The 16,886-nt window shown below is 67.8% G+C and carries 18 protein-coding genes; 7 read left to right on the top strand and 11 right to left on the bottom strand.

Annotated features, from left to right (window positions below; translation table 11 throughout):
- Positions 1-118 precede the first annotated feature (118 nt).
- Entirely contained in the window at positions 119-1,192 is a 1,074-nt protein-coding gene (gene ychF / locus G5C66_RS16820; RefSeq protein WP_165112117.1) for a redox-regulated ATPase YchF, read from the bottom strand.
- Positions 1,193-1,331: 139 nt separating this feature from the next.
- Here ychF and G5C66_RS16815 point away from each other — a divergent pair, with 139 nt between their 5' ends.
- The 3 genes from G5C66_RS16815 to G5C66_RS16805 are packed head-to-tail and all read left to right on the top strand — an operon-like array spanning position 1,332 to position 3,869.
- The gene (locus tag G5C66_RS16815; RefSeq protein ID WP_165112116.1) at positions 1,332-1,850 is read left to right on the top strand and encodes a PH domain-containing protein; all 519 of its coding nucleotides are present in this window, start codon (positions 1,332-1,334) and stop codon (positions 1,848-1,850) included.
- A complete protein-coding gene (locus G5C66_RS16810; RefSeq protein WP_165112115.1) occupies positions 1,847-3,421 on the top strand; it encodes a PH domain-containing protein in 1,575 nt (524 codons plus the stop codon). Before G5C66_RS16815 ends, G5C66_RS16810 begins: the two co-directional genes overlap by 4 nt.
- 40 nt (positions 3,422-3,461) lie before the next feature.
- Entirely contained in the window at positions 3,462-3,869 is a 408-nt protein-coding gene (locus G5C66_RS16805) for a VOC family protein (protein ID WP_165112114.1), read from the top strand.
- A 2-nt stretch (positions 3,870-3,871) separates the two neighbouring features.
- Here G5C66_RS16805 and G5C66_RS16800 read toward each other — a convergent pair whose 3' ends face one another.
- Positions 3,872-4,924 carry a WD40/YVTN/BNR-like repeat-containing protein gene (locus tag G5C66_RS16800; RefSeq protein WP_206444205.1) on the bottom strand — a complete coding sequence of 351 codons (1,053 nt, stop codon included), beginning with the start codon at positions 4,922-4,924 and terminating at the stop codon, positions 3,872-3,874.
- Positions 4,925-5,209: 285 nt separating this feature from the next.
- Here G5C66_RS16800 and G5C66_RS16795 point away from each other — a divergent pair, with 285 nt between their 5' ends.
- Complete coding sequence (locus tag G5C66_RS16795) at positions 5,210-7,015, top strand: glycoside hydrolase family 3 protein (RefSeq protein ID WP_338144207.1); 1,806 nt, start codon at positions 5,210-5,212, stop codon at positions 7,013-7,015.
- A gap of 60 nt (positions 7,016-7,075) precedes the next feature.
- On the opposite strand, the gene G5C66_RS16790 is transcribed toward G5C66_RS16795, so the two are convergent.
- The 4 genes from G5C66_RS16790 to G5C66_RS16775 all read right to left on the bottom strand — a co-directional run bounded on the left by G5C66_RS16790 (position 7,076) and on the right by G5C66_RS16775 (position 10,781).
- The gene (locus tag G5C66_RS16790; RefSeq protein ID WP_165112112.1) at positions 7,076-7,879 is read right to left on the bottom strand and encodes a M57 family metalloprotease; all 804 of its coding nucleotides are present in this window, start codon (positions 7,877-7,879) and stop codon (positions 7,076-7,078) included.
- A 162-nt stretch (positions 7,880-8,041) separates the two neighbouring features.
- Entirely contained in the window at positions 8,042-9,130 is a 1,089-nt protein-coding gene (locus G5C66_RS16785) for an ABC transporter substrate-binding protein (RefSeq protein ID WP_165112111.1), read from the bottom strand.
- Between the two features lie 23 nt (positions 9,131-9,153).
- Positions 9,154-9,969 (bottom strand): ABC transporter permease subunit, encoded by an 816-nt coding sequence (locus tag G5C66_RS16780; RefSeq protein WP_165112207.1) that lies wholly within the window; start codon positions 9,967-9,969, stop codon positions 9,154-9,156.
- A 5-nt stretch (positions 9,970-9,974) separates the two neighbouring features.
- Entirely contained in the window at positions 9,975-10,781 is an 807-nt protein-coding gene (locus tag G5C66_RS16775) for an ABC transporter ATP-binding protein (protein WP_338144206.1), read from the bottom strand.
- Between the two features lie 45 nt (positions 10,782-10,826).
- Here G5C66_RS16775 and G5C66_RS16770 point away from each other — a divergent pair, with 45 nt between their 5' ends.
- The gene (locus G5C66_RS16770) at positions 10,827-11,609 is read left to right on the top strand and encodes an exodeoxyribonuclease III (protein ID WP_165112110.1); all 783 of its coding nucleotides are present in this window, start codon (positions 10,827-10,829) and stop codon (positions 11,607-11,609) included.
- A 922-nt stretch (positions 11,610-12,531) separates the two neighbouring features.
- Here G5C66_RS16770 and G5C66_RS16760 read toward each other — a convergent pair.
- The 5 genes from G5C66_RS16760 to G5C66_RS16740 form a co-directional block, all read right to left on the bottom strand.
- Entirely contained in the window at positions 12,532-12,726 is a 195-nt protein-coding gene (locus tag G5C66_RS16760; RefSeq protein ID WP_165112109.1) for a DUF397 domain-containing protein, read from the bottom strand.
- 272 nt (positions 12,727-12,998) lie between these two features.
- Positions 12,999-13,853 (bottom strand): Scr1 family TA system antitoxin-like transcriptional regulator, encoded by an 855-nt coding sequence (locus G5C66_RS26890; RefSeq protein WP_165112108.1) that lies wholly within the window; start codon positions 13,851-13,853, stop codon positions 12,999-13,001.
- 9 nt (positions 13,854-13,862) lie between these two features.
- Complete coding sequence (locus G5C66_RS16750) at positions 13,863-14,372, bottom strand: DUF6879 family protein (protein ID WP_165112107.1); 510 nt, start codon at positions 14,370-14,372, stop codon at positions 13,863-13,865.
- Complete coding sequence (locus tag G5C66_RS16745; RefSeq protein WP_165112106.1) at positions 14,353-14,619, bottom strand: hypothetical protein; 267 nt, start codon at positions 14,617-14,619, stop codon at positions 14,353-14,355. Before G5C66_RS16745 ends, G5C66_RS16750 begins: the two co-directional genes overlap by 20 nt.
- A gap of 204 nt (positions 14,620-14,823) precedes the next feature.
- Positions 14,824-15,150: a TfoX/Sxy family protein gene (locus tag G5C66_RS16740; protein WP_165112105.1), complete on the bottom strand. Its 327-nt coding sequence runs from the start codon at positions 15,148-15,150 to the stop codon at positions 14,824-14,826.
- Positions 15,151-15,340: 190 nt separating this feature from the next.
- On the opposite strand from G5C66_RS16740, the gene G5C66_RS16735 reads away from it, so the two are divergent.
- A complete protein-coding gene (locus G5C66_RS16735; RefSeq protein WP_165112104.1) occupies positions 15,341-16,432 on the top strand; it encodes a DNA recombination protein RmuC in 1,092 nt (363 codons plus the stop codon).
- Between the two features lie 4 nt (positions 16,433-16,436).
- Positions 16,437-16,880: a DUF6542 domain-containing protein gene (locus tag G5C66_RS16730; RefSeq protein WP_165112103.1), complete on the top strand. Its 444-nt coding sequence runs from the start codon at positions 16,437-16,439 to the stop codon at positions 16,878-16,880.
- The last annotated feature ends 6 nt before the right edge of the window (positions 16,881-16,886 follow it).

Here is a 16,886-nt window from a genome sequence, read left to right as displayed (position 1 = left end):
AGCCCCTGACCGAACGAGTTCGGCCGGGGGCTGTGGTGTGCGAGCGGCGCTACGTCCCCAGTTTCCCCATCGGCCGCGAGACCAGGTGATGTCGAAGAGCGCCAATAACCGCCAGAGGTTAAAGCGAAAAACGAAACTCCACCACGTCGCCGTCAGCCATGACGTAGTCCTTGCCCTCCATGCGGACCTTGCCAAGGTCGCGGGCCTTGGCTACGGAGCCGGCGGCGATGAGGTCGTCGTAGGAGACGATCTCGGCCTTGATGAAGCCCTTCTGGAAGTCGGTGTGGATGACACCGGCGGCCTCGGGGGCGGTGGCGCCCTTGGGGATCTCCCACGCGCGGACCTCCTTGGGGCCGGCGGTGAGGTAGGTCTGCAGGCCGAGGGTGTCGAAGCCGACGCGGGCCAGGATGTCCAGGCCGGGCTCCTCGACGCCGGCGTCGGCCAGGAACTCGCGGGCCTCGTCCTCGTCGAGCTCGACGAGCTCGGACTCGAACTTCGCGTCCAGGAAGATCGCCTCGGCAGGGGCGACGAGCTCGCGCATCGAGTCCTTCAAAGCCTCGTCGGCGAGCTCGTCGGAGTCGCAGTTGAAGACGAAGATGTAGGGCTTCGCGGTGAGCAGCATCAGGTCGCGGATCAGGGCTCGGTCGATCTTCGTGGCGATGATCGGGGTGCCGGCCTCAAGGGCCTCCTTGGCCTCGACCGCAGCGGCGAGGTTGGCCTTGAGGTCAGGAGCCTTGCGCGACTCCTTCTCCAGCCGCGGGATCGCCTTCTCGACCGTCTCCAGGTCGGCGAGGATCAGCTCGGTCTGGATGGTGGAGATGTCGTTGGCCGGCTCGACCTTGCCGTCGACGTGGGTGACGTCGTCATCACGGAACACCCGCGTGACCTGGCAGATCGCGTCGGACTCGCGGATGTGGGAGAGGAACTTGTTGCCCAGCCCCTCACCCTGACTCGCGCCGCGCACGATGCCGGCGATGTCGACGAACTGCACCGTGGCCGGCAGCAGCTTCTGGGACCCGTAGATCTTCGCCAGCTCTGGCAGCCGCTCGTCGGGCACCCCGACGACGCCGACGTTGGGCTCGATGGTGGCGAAGGGGTAGTTCGCCGCGAGTACGTCGTTCTTGGTCAGAGCGTTGAAGAGGGTCGACTTGCCCGCGTTGGGAAGTCCCACGATGCCGATGGTGAGTGCCACGATCGACAATCCTAGGGTCGTACGCCGACCACGACCGAAACGCGGACGGGGTGGTGCACGTCGACGACGACACCCTGGTGCGTAATCGCCGACCACGATTTCCGACGGCAAAGGGACCCCACCCAATAGGCTCGCGCCCGTGAACGCCCCCGACGCACCACAGCGACTGCGCGAACCCGCACATCAGGTCTCCGAGCGCGCACCGGCCTACTGGCGTACGGCTGAGGCGATCGGCGCCGTGATCTGGCTGGCCCTCGCGGTGGGTGCGATCGTGGCGGCGGTACTCGTCCCGGAGGGCTTCTGGACCTGGATCCTGTGGCTCGCCGCGGTGGTCTTCGTGCTTGCGCCCGTGCCGGGGCTGACCTTCGTGCCCTCGATCCGGTTCCGGATCCACCGGTGGGAGGTGACCGACATCGCCGTCCACGTACGCCACGGGTGGCTCACCGTCGTCGACGAGGTCGTGCCGCTCTCCCGGGTGCAGACGGTCGACTCCACCCAGGGGCCGCTGATGCGGCAGTTCGGGCTGCGTACGGTCAAGGTCTCCACCGCCTCCTCGGCGGGCATCGTCCAGATCGCCTGCCTCGACGACGCGCTGGCGCTCGAAGTCGTCGCGAAGCTGGTGGCGATCACCGCCGCGACGCCTGAGGACGCGACGTGAGCACACCCGAGGTCCCTGAAGTTCCTGAGGCCCCTGCCGTTCCAGACGCGGAATGGCAGCGGCTGGCCGGCTGGACCGCGGTCGTCAGCCCGCTCTCGACGCTGCGCCAGGCGATCATCCCGGCCGCGATCGGTGCCTTCGGCGCCGGCCAGGCGAACGTTTTCATCGGTCTGCTGGTCGCGGCCGGCATCGCGGTTGTCGCCGCCCTGGCCGGTCTGGTCCCGTGGCTGACCACGACCTATCGGGTGACGCCGACACACCTGGAGGTGCGCAAGGGTCTGCTCAACCGCACCACCCTGACCGCCCGGCTCGACCGGGTGCGCAGCGTCGACCTGAGCTCGACCCTCGTCCACCGTGCCCTTGGGGTCACCAAGGTCAACGTCGGCACCGGGGTCGACGAGGGCCAGATCACCCTGGACTCGCTGACCAAGGACGCGGCCGCCCGGCTGCGGCGCGAGCTCCTGCACGCGGCCCCCGCGCCATCCGCGTCCGACGTACCCTCAAGTGAAGGCTCCTCGCCAGAGATCGAGCCAGTCGCGGCCTCGCCCGAAGGCGAGATCATCGCCAAGCTCGACTGGTCCTGGATCAGGTACGCCCCGCTCAACCTCAAGAACCTCGCGATCGCGCTGGGTGGCCTGGGCGCGGTCTTCGGTGCGTTCTCCGACCTCATCCCGTGGGAGTCCTTCGGTGTCCGGGTCACCAACGGCGAGATCAACGGCGTCCCGGTCGAGGAAGTCGGGCGCATGCTGTTCATCGCCGTGCCGATCGCGATCGTCGGGGCGGCCGCGGTGTGGGCGATCGGGTCGTGCGTGGGCTATGCGGTGCGCTGGTGGGATCTCCAGGTCGTGCGCGAGCAGGGCCGGGAAGGCACCACGCTGCGGCGCAGCTTCGGCCTGACCAGCACCCGCGCGACGACGGTGGAAGAGGCGAAGGTACGCGGCGCCACCTCCACCGTCGGCCCGCTGATCGGACTGGCAGGCGGCGCCGACCTCAACCTGCTGACGACCGGGCTCGACGACAACTTCCCCGCGGTCCTGCCGACGGCGCCGGAGCAGGTCGTCTCCGAGGTCGGCACCGACATCCTCGGCGAGGACGCGTTCTCGGCGGCCCTCACCGGCCACGGGCCGCGGCCACGCCGGCGCTACTGGTTCCGGGCGGCCGTCGCCACTGTCGTGTGGACGCTCATCGCGCTCGTCCCGACCGTGCTGATCGGCGTCTTCGGCGACACCTGGATCTGGTGGATCCCGGTCGTCATGATGGCGCTCGCCCTCGTCCTCGGGCTGCTCGGTGCCGAACTGCGCCACCGGCACCTCGGCCACGCGCTCACCGACCGCTACCTGGTGGTCCGCTCGGGCTCCTACACCGCCGTGCGCACCGCCCTGCAGACCGACGGCATCATCGGCTGGCGGGTCAAGCAGACGTTCTTCGACCGCCGCATCGGCCTGGCCCAGGTCACCGCGATGACCGCGGCCGGTCATGAGCACGTCGACATCCCGGACGTGCCGCTCGAGACGGCCGTCGCCCTCACGGCGGCGGCGACGCCGCGTACGGTCTCGGAGTTCGTCGAATAACCCGTTCCACTTCGAACCGGCTTCGGTGGATGATCCGGCCATGACTATCCAGATCCGCCACCTCACCTTCGACTGTGCCGACCCTCGCAAGCTCGGGGAGTTCTGGTCGGCGGTCACCGGCTGGCACCTCTTCTATGACGAGGACCCTGAGGTGATCGTCGCCCGCAGCTTCCCGTCGAAGGAGCTGATGTTCCTCTTCGTCCCGGTGCCCGAGGCGAAGTCGGCGAAGAACCGGGTCCACATCGACATCAAGCCGGAGGACACCACCCGCGACGAGCTCGTTGAGCGTGCGCTCTCGCTCGGCGCCACCGTCTTCGGCGACCACCGCAAGGAGGACGGGACCGGCTTCGTCGCGCTCCGCGACCCCGAGGGCAACGAGTTCTGCATCGAGCGCGGCGAGCACGAGATGGCCTCGAGCGGACCGATGACGATCGGGCTCAAGATCTGAGCTCAGCGGGCGAGCACCCCGACCCGTCCGCCCGCACCGGCGGCCCAGCAGGTGCCCTTGGCGCAGTCGACGGTGTGGAAGCGGGTCTGGGTGGCGCCGAACGGCTTCCAGGAGCGGCCGTTGTCGTGGCTGATGTCGCTGCCGTTGGGGCCGACGGCGATCGCGGTGCGGCCGCCGATCCAGGCGACCGCCTCGCGGTATCCGCCCAGGTCGGAGTCGGAGTTGGTCCAGGTGCGACCACCGTCGGACGAGTAGGCGGCGCGGTCCACGCCGTCGTCCTCGAGGCCGAAGTCGCCACCGACCGCGATCCCCTGGCGAGGGTTGCGGAAGCCGAGTCCGAAGACGCCAGCGGCCTCGCCGGTCGCGATCGTGGAGTCGGCGGCAGACCAAGAGCGACCACCGTCGTGGGTGGCGTAGATCTTCGCGGCGGCACCGCCACCGCCGATCCACGCCTCGCGCGCCCCCGCGGTGACCAGGCAGGTCCCGCTGGCCGAGTAGCCGAACTCGCCGGGCGCCTCCAGGCCCTGCGTGTCCGCAATCGTCCAGGTGTCGCCGCCGTCGGAGGTCGTGATGATGCGCCACTCGCCGTCGACCGGGTCGCTCATCGCTATCCCGCGCTTGCCGCCGGGCCAGAAGTCGACGCAGTTGTAGAAGGCGGTCGGCTCCGCGGACCGGAACGTCTCGGTCCAGGTCGCTCCGCCGTCGACGGTCTTGTAGATCCGGCTCGCCTCGCCCTCGCCGATGGAGAGCACCACCGCCTCGCTGGCCGAGCGTGCCTCGACATCGCGGAAGAGCAGGTCGTCGGCTCCAGGCGGCGAGACCTCGTCCCAGGTCTGGCCGCCGTCGGTCGTACGGAACACTCCCCCGCCATCGCCGCCGACCCACGCGGTCTCCGCGTCGACGGCGTCGAGCGCCCGGAATCCCTGCGTCGTATCGACGTTCACAGACGTCCAGTCGTACGCACCCCCTGACTGCACTGCCTGCGCCGCCGGCGCGAAGGTGAGGGTGGTGAGAGCGAGAGTGGCCGCCGCTGCGGCTCCGACAACGATGCGCACGAAGGATCACCCTGGCCCTGCGAGGCCGTTCTGTCCACCGATCCGGCAAAACTCGTCCGCCGAATCGGTGGCAATGACAGGCGAATCTGTAGTTGTGGGCGCCGAAAGTCGAGTTTCGTCCTCCACAAGTGCCGATTCGGCGGGCCAGACGTGCGGACTCGGGAATTTTCTTCCGTGACCGGTTGGTAGCGCCTAGAGTGAATCGCCGTGCCGCACACCAGCGGTGCAGATGGGGAGGTTGTCATGAGCAGAACGACACTGACCAGACGCGGAAGGTTGGCGGCTGTGGGACTCGCGGCCGCGGTGGCGGTTGCGACGCCGTACGCAGCGACGCACGCCGCAGAGCCCGATCCGCCCACGACGACCGCCGCCAAGACTCCGACGCAGCACGGCCAGATCGTCTCGCTGATGCGACACATGTCGCTGCAGCAGAAGGTCGGCCAGCTCTTCGTGATCGAGGTCTACGGACGCGACGCCAACAACGTCAGCGACACGGCGAAGGCCGGCAACCAGCGGCTCTACGGGGTGGACACCCCGGCGCAGGCGATCGCGAAGTACCAGCCCGGCGGGGTCATCTACTTCACCACCCGCGGCCCCGACAACATCGGTGACGCGGCCCAGGTGGCGACGCTCTCCAACGGTCTCCAGCGCGCCGCGCTGCAGCAGCGGCCCAAGATACCGCTCAACATCGCGGTCGACCAGGAGGGCGGCGCGCTCGTGGCCCGCTTCGGTCCGGCCAGCGGCGCGACCCAGATGCCCGGCCAGATGGCGCTGGGCGCCGGCGGCTCGACCGAGGACGCAGCCCGCTCTGCCGAGGTGATCGGCACCGAGCTGGCCGCCGTCGGGGTCACCCAGGACTACGCGCCCGTCGCCGACGTCAACCTCAACCCCAACAACCCGGTGATCGGGATCCGCTCGGCCGGGGCCGACTCGGCCGCGGTCTCCGACATCGTCGAGGCCGAGGTCGGCGGGTTCGACGACGGCGAGCTCTCCTCGATCGCCAAGCACTTCCCGGGCCACGGAGACACCGGCACCGACAGCCACTACGGCCTGCCCGAGGTGACCCACAGCCGCGAGGAGCTCGAGGCGATCGACCTGCCGCCGTTCAAGGCCGCGATCGACGCCGGGATCGACGCGATCATGACGGCCCACGTCACCGTGCCCGCGATCGACCCGAGCGGCGAGCCGGCCACCATGTCCGAGCCGATCCTCACCGGCCTGCTCCGCGAGGAGATGGGCTTCGACGGCCTGATCGTGACCGACGCCCTCGACATGCAGGGCGCGAGCGCGACGTACCCGCCCGATGTCGCCCCGGTCGAGGCATTCCTCGCCGGCGCCGACCAGCTGCTCATCCCGCCGCAGATGGACACGGCGTACGCAGCGGTCCTCGACGCCGTCAAGGACGGCACCATCTCCCGCAAACGGCTCGACGAGTCGGTCTACCGGATCCTCGAGCACAAGCTCGAGAACAAGATCTTCGAGAGTCCGTACGTCGACGTGGCTGCCGCTCCGGCGGTCTTCAGCAACCCGGTGCACAAGGCCGACGCGCAGGCGATCTCCGACCGCACCACCACGTTGGTGAAGAACGACGACGACCTGCTGCCGCTGGCACCGGGGGCGAAGAACGTCCTGGTCGCGGGCTGGGGCGTGGACACGACGGCGGGCATCGCGGCCGGGCTCCAGAAGCGCGGAGCGACGACCCAGGTGCTGCAGTCGGGCACCACTCCGACCGACGCGCAGATCAACGCCGCCGTCGAGGCCGCCGCGGGCAAGGATCTGGTGGTCGTGCCGACGAACAACGCCTGGCAGATCAACCCGGCGACCGGCCAGCCGACCCCGGCGTCCGTGGCCCAGACCAAGCTGGTCAAGGCGCTGCTCGCCACCGACGTCCCGGTGATCGTGACCGCGATGCGCAACCCCTACGACGTCACCTCCTTCCCCGAGGCCGCGACGGTGCTCGACACCTACGGCTACACCTCCCACCAGCTCGAGTCGCTGGTGCGGGTGCTCTACGGCGAGGTGAACCCGAGCGGCAAGCTCCCGGTGGAGATCCCGGATCTCTTCCCGCTCGGGCACGGATTGTCGTACTAGGGACCACATGACGGCGGCCCTCCCGGAATCCGGGAGGGCCGCCTTCGTGCTGCTGGAGGATCAGGAGCCGTACAGCGCCCGGATCCCGGCCGCGTCGGAGGCCTGGAACTCCAAGTCCTCCGAGCCACCGTTGCACTGCGGGTAGTGCATGATCGAGGAGGAGTCGTACGGGGTCAGCGCACGCCAGTTGTTGTCCTCGAAGCAGGTCGCCGCCTCCGGGCGGGTGTGCTCGTGGCGGAACCCGAGGGCGTGACCGAGCTCGTGCGCGAGGATGTCACCCGGCTCCCAGTTGCCCGACGAGAAGATCGAGTCGTCGATGAGCACGTTGCGCGAGCGCTTCGAGGTCGAAGGAAAGAACGCCCGCGCGATGTACTGCGAGGTGCTGACCGGCTCGACCGAGAAGAGCACGTTGGAGTTGCGGGTGTTGCACGAGCCGTCCTGGGCGGGGACGTAGGTGAACTCGACCGCCGAGCTCGCCGCCTCCCACAGGCCGGCACCCTGCTCCATCGCGGTCACGATGCCTGCCTTGTTGGTGCCGAACCTGTCCGAGACACAGTAGGTCAGGTTGAGCGCCTGGGAGGCCGACCACTTGTCGTCCCGGCCGCTGACGGTGTTGACGATGAGGCCGTCCTTCGGGACGTGCTTCGGCGTCGAGACCATCGACTCGTAGAACTTGTGCAGGTCGCCCTGGTTGGACACGACCTCGTCGCCGTTGACGATGTACTGACCGTCGACGTCGACGTACGTGGACGCCTCGAACTCCTGGTAGCTCGGGGCCTCCTCGGCAAATGCGGGAACCATCGACGCAGTCAGCGCCGCGGCACCCGCAGCCGCGGCGATCATCATGGGAATACGAACTCGCATAGCTCTTCCTCCTGGATTCGTGAACGACCGCCGGCGATTGACGCCGGCGGCCACAGGAGATTCAAGCGTTACGACTAGGGGTGCACTATAGAAACTGCGGCGAAATTACCGTTGAACAGGCAAAAGTTTCGAGATGAATTCCTGCGTTTGCCGCTGGGAGCGTCACGGAGCGGGCCAGATCACCTTGTCGTTGTCGTCGACGACGGCCTCGGCGAAGGAGGAGTCGAACCAGGAGGCGGCCTGCTCTGGCGTGACCTTCTGACCTGCGTACGCCGTCACGACCCCGGCCAGCGCCGCGACGTTGTCGGGGTCGACCGAGCCGAACTTGCCCGGGAGCGGGTTGTCGGCCGCGACCGCGACCTCGGTGCGCCAGATGGCCGTCTCGTGTTTCTCGTCGGACTCGGCGCCGGCCAGGTCGTGCTGGTAGCCGATGCACTCCTCGACGTGGTCGGCGGCGGCGCAGTAGGTGTAGGCCCTGAGGACGGCCCTCAGGAAGTCCTCGACGGCGGTGGGGTGCTTCTCGGCCCAGGCGGGATTGACGGAGTAGGCACCGAGGGAACCGGGCACGTCGAAGTCGGTCGGCTCCCAGACCGTGACCTCCTCGCCGGCCTCCTTCAGCTGGTTGGGCTCGTTGGAGACGAACCCGACCAGCGCGTCGACCTGGCCGCGCGGCAGCACGCCGGGGTCGTAGCCGACCTTGACCTGCTTCACCTTCGCCATGTCGACGCCGGCCTCGGCGAGCATCGCCTGCACGCCCACCGGCACCCAGCCCTTGTGGCCGAGCGTCTTGCCCTCGAGCTGCTTCAGGTCGGTGATCGAGGCGCCGGTCATCAGCACGTCGAGACCCGCGTTGGAGTAGGACGAGACGCCCAGCACCCTCAGGCCGCTCGCGTTGGAGGTCATGATGTCCTGCTCGGAGAGCGGCCCGACCTGCACCTTCCCGGCGGCGATCAGCTTGGCGTTCTGGGAGACGTCGCCCGAGCCCGGCTGGAGCTCGACGTCGAGGCAGAGGTCGTTGAAATAGCCGAGCTGATCTGCGGCGATGGCCTCCATGATCGAGGCCGACGCCTGCCAGTAGTAGCCCGACATGTAGGTGATCTTGCCGGCCTTCTCGTTCTGCGCGCAGCGCTCGGCCGAGACCGCGCTCCCCTGCTCACCGGCGGAGTTCTGTGAGGGCCCGCAGGCGGTCAGCGCACCGAGCAGGACGACCGCCGACGTGAGGGCAGCAGCGATCGGACGTACGCGAGACATGAAGGGCTCCTTCAACGCAAGGATCAGGACTCGTGCCAGTGGAGCACTCGACGCTCGGTGAGCGTCACGAGCCAGAACAGCAACGACCCGAGCGCCGCGAGGACGAAGATCGCTGCCCACACCGTAGCCAGTCTGTTCTGTGAGCTGGCCACCTGTATCACGCTGCCGAGGCCGTCGGCCGACCCCGCCGCGGAGAGCTCGGCCACGACGGCGCCGATCATCGACAGCGGGAAGACGATCCGCAGGGACGCGAAGACGTACGGCAGCGAGGCCGGTACCCGCAGGTGACGCAGCACCTCCAGCCGGCTCGCGGCCACCGTGCGGTAGACCTGCAGCACCGGCGCCGGCACCGCCCGCAGCCCGGTCGCCACGTTGATCAGGATCGGGAAGAAGCAGACCAGCGCGGTCAGCACGACCTTCGGCCCCATCCCGAAGCCCAGCGCGACCACGAGAAGCGGCGCGATCGCCACCAGCGGGGTCACCGAGAGCACCACGGCCAGCGGCATCACCGCGCGACGTACCACGCCGATCTCGCTCACCACCACGGCGAGCGCGAAGGCGGCCAGGAACCCGATCCCGAGCCCCACCAGCGCCTCGCCGAGCGTGACCAGGGTGTTGGACAGGAAGTAGCCCGGGTCGCCGGTCAGCACGCTCGCGATGTCGCCCAGCGGTGCGAACAGGTAGGGCATCCGCCGCGCGCCCACCTCCCAGCCGAACCCGAGCACCACGAGGAGGAGGACGAAGGGAAGCCAGTACGCCGGCCGGAGCATCCTCGCGCGGCGCCGGCGGCTCCGCGCGCCGTTCGTCCCGGTGGCCGGGGCGACCACCTCGCCGATCACACGACTCAACGGACGACCTCGCTGTGGCTGAACGCGTCTCGCAGGCTCTCCCGGAGGGTGAGCTCGTAGGCGTGGAACTCCGGCGAGGTGATGATCTCCTGGTGCCTCGGGCGGGGCAGGTCGATGTCGATGACGTCGGTGATCCGGCCCGGACGCGGAGCCATCACCACGACCTTGTCCGAGAGCCTGACCGCCTCCGAGATCGAGTGGGTGACGAAGACGACGGTCGCGCGGGTCTGCTCCCACAGCTCCAGCAACTGCTCCTGCAGCGCCTCCCTCGTGAACTCGTCCAGCGCACCGAACGGCTCGTCGAGAAGGAGCACGTCGGGGCGCAGCCCGAAGGCGCGTACGATCGCGGTCCGCTGCTTCATGCCGCCGGACAGCTCGGCGGGGAGCTTGTGGAGCGACTCCCCCAGACCGACCTCGCGCAGCATCGCCTCGAGGTCGGGGCGACCACGGTCGTACTTGTCTCTTGGGCGCTGCCGGTTGACCTTGTGGGGTAGCGTCACGTTGCCGAGCACGCTCAGCCACGGCAGCAGCGCGGGCGACTGCGGCACGAACCCGAAGGCCTTCGCCTCGGCCGCCTCCCTCGGCGTCAGTCCGCACACCGTGATCGTGCCGGCGTCGGGCCGCTCCTGCCCGCTGACCAGCCGCAACAGCGTCGACTTGCCACATCCCGAGGGCCCGATGATGCTCACGAACGTGCCGGGCTCGATGGTCAGCTCGATGTCGTCGAGGGCTACCAGCGTGGAGAGGTCGGCCTGCTCATAGAGACGACGGACCCCGTGCATCTCGATCGTCGCGCTGCCCACGCCTCAAACGGTAGTCCACGACCGCCAGTGGATAGTCTGACGGGCGTGCGTATCGCCACCTGGAACATCAACTCCATCCGCTCCCGCATCGACCGCGTCGAGGCCTTCGTCGAGCGTCACTCGATCGACGTGCTCGCCCTGCAGGAGACCAAGGCCAAGCCCGACCAGATCCCGACGATGGGGCTGGAGGCCCGCGGCTACGAGGTCGCCTCGGTGGGGTACGACCAGTGGAACGGCGTCGCGCTGATCTCCCGCGTCGGCCTGGACGACATCCAGGTCGGGTTCGAGGGGATGCCGTCGTTCAGGGACGTCGCCGAGGCGCGGGCGCTCACCGCGACCTGCGGCGGGGTGCGGGTGACCTCGGTCTACGTGCCGAACGGCCGCAAGCCCGACGACCCCCACTACGCCTACAAGCTGGAGTGGCTCGCCGCTCTCCAGAAGGCCGCCACCGCCTGGTACGACGGGCCCTCGGCCATGGTCGGCGACTGGAACGTCTGCCCCTACGACGAGGACTGCTTCGACCCCAAGCAGTTCGTCGGCAAGACCCACCTCACCCCCGCCGAGCGCGACGCCTTCTTCGCCATCGAGAAGGACTTCAAGGACGTCGTACGCCCCTTCGTACCCGGTCCCGAGGCCTACACCTACTTCGACTACTACCGGCAGCGCTTCGAGCGCAACCGCGGCCTGCGCATCGACTTCGTCCTCGGCTCGCCGTCGTTCGCTTCGCGGGTCACCGGCGCCTTCGTCGACCTCGACGAGCGCAATCCCGCGATCGGCACCGGCTCCCCCTCCGACCATGCTCCGGTGATCGTGGACCTAGCCGACTGACCGGAGACGGTGTACCGAACACGTGTTCGGCGCGTCGCGCGTCGGTGTACGTCCCACTGAGTACGCTACCCCTGTATGTACAACTCGAGGGGAAGGCGAGTTGGCAGGGGTCGATCCGTACATTCGGAGCGACGCACTCAGGGAGCGAGCATGGCGAAAACCCGGGTCCACGAACTAGCAAAGAGTTCGGGATCGAGTCTCAGGAAGTCCTCGAACAACTGAAGTCGATGGGCGAGTTCGTAAAGTCCGCATCGTCCACCGTCACACTCCACGCCGAGATGGCTTTCCGCCGATCCCGCATCCAGCAACGATCCGGAATCCAAACGCCCCAACCTTCGGTCACCCCTCGCCAACAGGCAGTACCCAAGACGCGCTCCAACTCGTGGGACGTAGCGGGCATCTCAGAGGCAGGAAGGGCCGTGTGGTTCCGATACGGCCTCGGAGAGAACGACGCCAGCTTGGCAACCTTTCTCCTGGAGAAGGGTTTGCTGCCCGAGGATCTTCACCTCGACATTCGCGGACGCAAAGCGGTCCACAGGCTCCGAGGTGGAGAGTCGCGCGCGGTCATTGCCCGCGAGATGCGCGAGGCTCGCCGTACGCCGCCAGCGAAGGCCCGGAGCCTCCCCTCCACCGCAGTGCGCCGTTACCCCGCTTCGAGTTCACACAAAGCATCGAGGGCTAGCGACAGTTGAGGCTCGTAGAACTCGGCAGCCTCTAACGAGGACACTAGGCAGTGCTAGCGGCGTAGGTCTCTGGCGTCTGTCAGGCTGCGCAGGGCGGCGTTCAGGATGGGCCGGCGACCGGCGCATGCCTTGGGGGTGAACCAGGATTGCCAGCAGGACATGCAGCGCAGGACGCCAGGGTACTCGGGGTCTGCCTCAACACTGCCGCTGCATTGCGGGCACGCATCCATGACGACTCCCTACGAAACGTCGAACTCCCCCACCTTGGCACCGGCCAGGAAGTCTGTCCACTCAGTCGCCGTGAACAGGACGATCTTGCCGGTCACGGAGTTGCGAACCGCCACCTTGCCGGGGAGGTTGGTCGCGACCTCCACGCACCTCGGGTCAGAGTTGTCGTAGGAGCACTTGGTCGACGTGCGGAACTCGAACTTCATGCGCTTACCTCTCGTGGGTCCTCATGGACGGGCTTGTACGACCCCAACGCCCCGAGCCGCCTGCGCTCCTCGGGGGACAACTTCAGGCACGGGGGATGCCTCTCCGACCTCGGCCAGTCCAGGAAGCACGTTCCGCAAGTCGTTGAGTCCATCGCCGCACCTTCGTTGATCGAAACTGGATCCCGAGACGACCGCTAACGGAGGAAACCCTTCGGCCGCCTCGGGCTCCGTCAGTTTCGTGCGGCCCGAGCACGCGCTGCCAGAAAGTTGCTTCAGGTTTCTCGAAGTCGTGCCCGTGCGGTCTCGACGTGCTCAGTTGCCGCCGAGCCGAAGACCGCCTGAGCCTTGAGCGCGTCGAATGTGCGCAGGAAGTAACCCACGTCCTCAGGACGTGAGTTGCGCAGCATGCCCGACCAGAACTCCTGCCGAACGAGTTGGTCATCGAACAGGTAGAACCCTTCGCCGGGGAACAACAGGGTCCTAGGCTGCCCGAGCGGGATGATCCCAACCGAGACGTAGGGCATAGCGGCAATCTCCAGCAGCCTGTCGAACTGCTCGTTCATCACCTCAGCCCCGCCGATGTTGTTGTAGAGCGCCGATGCCTCCAGGACGAAGATGAACGCGTTCGTGCCCGTGCCTAGCAGTCGTTGCCGCTCCAGGCGGTTTCGAGCTGCGTCCTCGGCGTCCTCGACGGGGAGGCCGTGGTGGCGGGCGTGGATCTCGAACTGCGTTGCCGCGTAGCGGAAAGTCTGCAAGTAGCCCGGGATGTGTACGGCCTCGTAGACGCGCAGCAACTTGGTCCGCTCGAACAGCGGCATGCTGCGGATCTGGATGTGCTTCATGCCGGCGCGGAGCTCGCGGCGGTACTCCAGCCACATCTGCTCGACCTCGCGGCGTGCGGCGACCAGCGCCTGTATCTGATCCTCGGCTCCACACGCGGTCGCCCACGCCTTCACGTCGGCCTCGGTCGGGCTCTGGCCACCGTGCTCGATCTTGGAGATCTTCGACTTGTTCCAGCCGCAGCGCTCAGCCAGAGCCACACCACTCAGACCCGCGTCCAGGCGGAGGTCGCGGAGTCGAATGGCGAAGGCACGTTTAGCAGCGTCTGATGGCTGCTGGTCAGCCACGGCGAACTCTCAAGTTGCCACGTACTCGCCGTGAGGCGTGGCGAGGTCCCAGGCGGCCTCGAACGCTCCACGGCAGAACTTCACTGTTTCAGGGTCGCGGTGCACCTGGATCTCGGTGCGCTCGGCATTGCCGCCGAGCACGTTGAACACGACAAAGTCATCGAGCACGAAGCAGTCGTTGCCAGGCAGCGGAAGGTTTGAGGTCAAGCGTCGCGGGAGCCAACGGAGTTCCTCGCCGGCCTCGACCGCGAAGCCGCTAGTGTCGACCAACATTCGCTGGTACTCCGAGAGCGGCTCAGACACGACCCGGACTCGCCGGACACGTCGACCAGCGGCAGCCTCGGAGGCAACCCTGTCGCGCCACGGTGTCAGATACTTGGTGACGGTCTCCTCGTCCCCGTTGCGCCATGCATCGAGCAACTCGTCGTCAATGGCGTACCAGTCACGCAACTCAAGTTTGAGGAAGGGACGGCCTGCCCAGATCAGCGCGGTGCGCTGCTCAGCCGAGATCAACTCCATAACGCTCCTTGGCGTACTTCTTGACGAATGCGTTCACGGTGCGGTCGGACATCTCGCCGAACGTCTCATCCGGCGCGAGACTAACCAACTGCTCCCGCACACTCTCCCCGCGCGCCTTGAGTTGGACGATCCACGAGTCCCGATCGGTCTCGTAGAACGTCTCGCAGTCATCGCCACCGCTCGAATCGGGATCCTTGATGTAGAACGTAGCGGTCAGGTTGTCGTCCTGGCCCGAGAGTTGCTCCATGTTCCGCCCTCCTGATGGAACTGCCGTGGTGGCCTCAGCCTCGCGGGCCGAAGTAAAGAGGTCAAGGGCTACGTCCCAGCTCGCACCGAAATGGTCCCGTCTGCGTACAACTCCAACAGCGCCACAACGGCCTCGTTCGTCGCCGTCCCCGAGCGGTCACCGGGGCCATTGTCGACCTCGCCGACCGAGCGCTGCCGGGACCCGCTACTTCGGTGGCTTCGGCGGCAGCGACTCGGCCGTCTCCACGCCGCGCGTGACCCAGTCGGCGAGCGCGTCGCCGCGCAGCAGGTCGGCGGCGACGTTCACGTAGCCGGACATGGTCCGGGCGCCCATCACCATCGGTTCCGCCCCGGCTGCGATCGCGGCCTCGTAGGCCGACTTGCCGGTGCGTACGAGCAGGTCGTCGGCGCCCACCGCGCACGCCATGTTGCCGTTCACCATGAACGCCAGCCCACCGAACATCTTCACCTCGGTGACATCGGTGGGCATCAGGGCACGGACACGTTCAGCGAGCTCGGCGTCGTAAGCCATGTCTCCATGCAACCACGAACAAGTTTCGGCGGTCATGATCAGCGCTGGAGCGCCCCTCGTCTGGACGCAGCGCAGTGAGGAGCGAAGCGACGAACGGAGCGGAGGAAGACGAGGGTCAAGCGCAAGCGCTGCGCGAGTTGCGCAGCAATCGCAGACAAAATTGTCGGTGGTGCCTGCGAGGATCTGAGGTATGGAGATCTGGATCCTTGTACTCGGGCTGGCGATCGGTCTCGTCCTGGGTGCGCTGCTCGGTGTGCTCTGGGTGCGTGCGCGGAGCGTGGAGACGGTCGCGGCGGGGATGGTGGACCAGGCCGAGGTGATGCAGGGGCTCGACCGGCTCAGCGACCAGATGCAGCACCTCGACCGCGAGCGGGCCCGCTGGCAGGGACAGTTCGAGACCGAGGTCGGGCGGCTGCAGACCGAGACCCGGTCGCTGTCGACGGCGCTGCGGAAGCCCCAGGTCCGGGGCCGCTGGGGCGAGATGCACCTGCGCCGCGCGGTGGAGCTGGCAGGCCTGGTGGACAAGTGCGACTTCTCCGAGCAGGTCCAGCTGGAGAACGGACGGCTGCGCCCCGACCTGGTGGTCCACCTCTCCGGCGGCAAGGAGCTGGTCGTCGACTCCAAGGTCCCGCTCGACGCCTACCTCGACGCCGCAGCCGCGGACAACGAGGACGACTACCGCGCCCACCTGCGCCGACACACCGCCCAGCTGCGTACGCACGTGGACCAGCTGGCCTCGAAGTCCTACTGGCGCTTCCTGGATGAGTCGCCCGAGTTCGTGGTGCTGTTCGTGCCCGCGGAGTCGTTCCTGTCCGCGGCGCTGGAGACCGAGCCGGGCCTGATCGAGTACGCCGGAGAGCGCCGGGTCGTGCTGGCCTCGCCGACCACGCTGATCGCGCTGCTGCGCACCGTCGCCCACGGCTGGTCCCACGAGGCGCTCGCCGAGCAGGCCCGGGAGATCCACCGGCTCGGCCGTGACCTGCACCAACGGCTCTCCACGATGTCGACCCACCTGGACGGGATCGGGCGGTCGCTCAACACCGCGGTGACCCGCTACAACCAGGCGATCGGATCCCTCGACAACCGGGTGCTCGTGGCCGCCCGTCGTTTCAATGAATTATCGGTAACCGACGCCGATCTGGAGACGCCCCGCCCCGTCGAGATACGCGCTGTGGAGCGGCTGAGCAGCGTAAGGGAGGATGATCGGCGCGCCGCCGAAAATGACGGTGTGGAGGGCCCTACCGTGGGTTCTGATACACAGGCTGCATACGAGAGATCGTGACCCCATGAGTCAGCGCACCATCTGGGAGGAAGGACGAGAGTCCGGCCGCCATGTTGTCGCGCTCGGATCCGCCACCTCGCTGACGGTCACCTTCGTCGATCTGCTGATCGACGACCAGATCGGCCTGCTCTTCGACTTCACCTTCGTGGCGATCGCGGTGACGCTCGCGCTCATCGTCAGGCCCAGCGACTTCTTCGTGGTCGGCGTGCTCCCGCCGCTGATCATGCTCGGCATCTTCATCCTGCTGGCCGCGACCCAGCCCGGGTCGATCGCCGATGCCGACGACGGCTTCGTCCAGGCCGTGGTCAGCGGCCTGGGACACCACGCGATCAGCCTCTTCATCGGCTACGCGCTCTGCCTGGGCTCCCTGCTGATGCGCCGCCGGGTCCTGCGACAGCGCAGCGAGACCCGCGACGAGGTCGAGCGCGAGCGCGCGCTCGCCTCCTGACGTCGG

It is taken from the genome of Nocardioides turkmenicus (assembly GCF_011045035.1).
Classification (GTDB): Bacteria; Actinomycetota; Actinomycetes; order Propionibacteriales; family Nocardioidaceae; genus Nocardioides; species Nocardioides turkmenicus.
Note: the sequence above shows the minus strand (reverse complement) of the source record. Positions and strands in the feature narration are given on the sequence as shown.

Bases quoted from the DNA above. Each gene is read 5' to 3' on its own strand.
- G5C66_RS16805 (WP_165112114.1), top strand. From the start codon at position 3,462: ATGACTATCCAGATCCGCCACCTCACCTTCGACTGTGCCGACCCTCGC.
- G5C66_RS16790 (WP_165112112.1), bottom strand. From the start codon at position 7,879: ATGCGAGTTCGTATTCCCATGATGATCGCCGCGGCTGCGGGTGCCGCG.
- G5C66_RS16785 (WP_165112111.1), bottom strand. From the start codon at position 9,130: ATGTCTCGCGTACGTCCGATCGCTGCTGCCCTCACGTCGGCGGTCGTC.
- G5C66_RS16760 (WP_165112109.1), bottom strand. From the start codon at position 12,726: ATGAAGTTCGAGTTCCGCACGTCGACCAAGTGCTCCTACGACAACTCT.
- G5C66_RS16750 (WP_165112107.1), bottom strand. From the start codon at position 14,372: ATGGAGTTGATCTCGGCTGAGCAGCGCACCGCGCTGATCTGGGCAGGC.
- G5C66_RS16745 (WP_165112106.1), bottom strand. From the start codon at position 14,619: ATGGAGCAACTCTCGGGCCAGGACGACAACCTGACCGCTACGTTCTAC.
- G5C66_RS16740 (WP_165112105.1), bottom strand. From the start codon at position 15,150: ATGGCTTACGACGCCGAGCTCGCTGAACGTGTCCGTGCCCTGATGCCC.
- G5C66_RS16735 (WP_165112104.1), top strand. From the start codon at position 15,341: ATGGAGATCTGGATCCTTGTACTCGGGCTGGCGATCGGTCTCGTCCTG.
- G5C66_RS16730 (WP_165112103.1), top strand. From the start codon at position 16,437: ATGAGTCAGCGCACCATCTGGGAGGAAGGACGAGAGTCCGGCCGCCAT.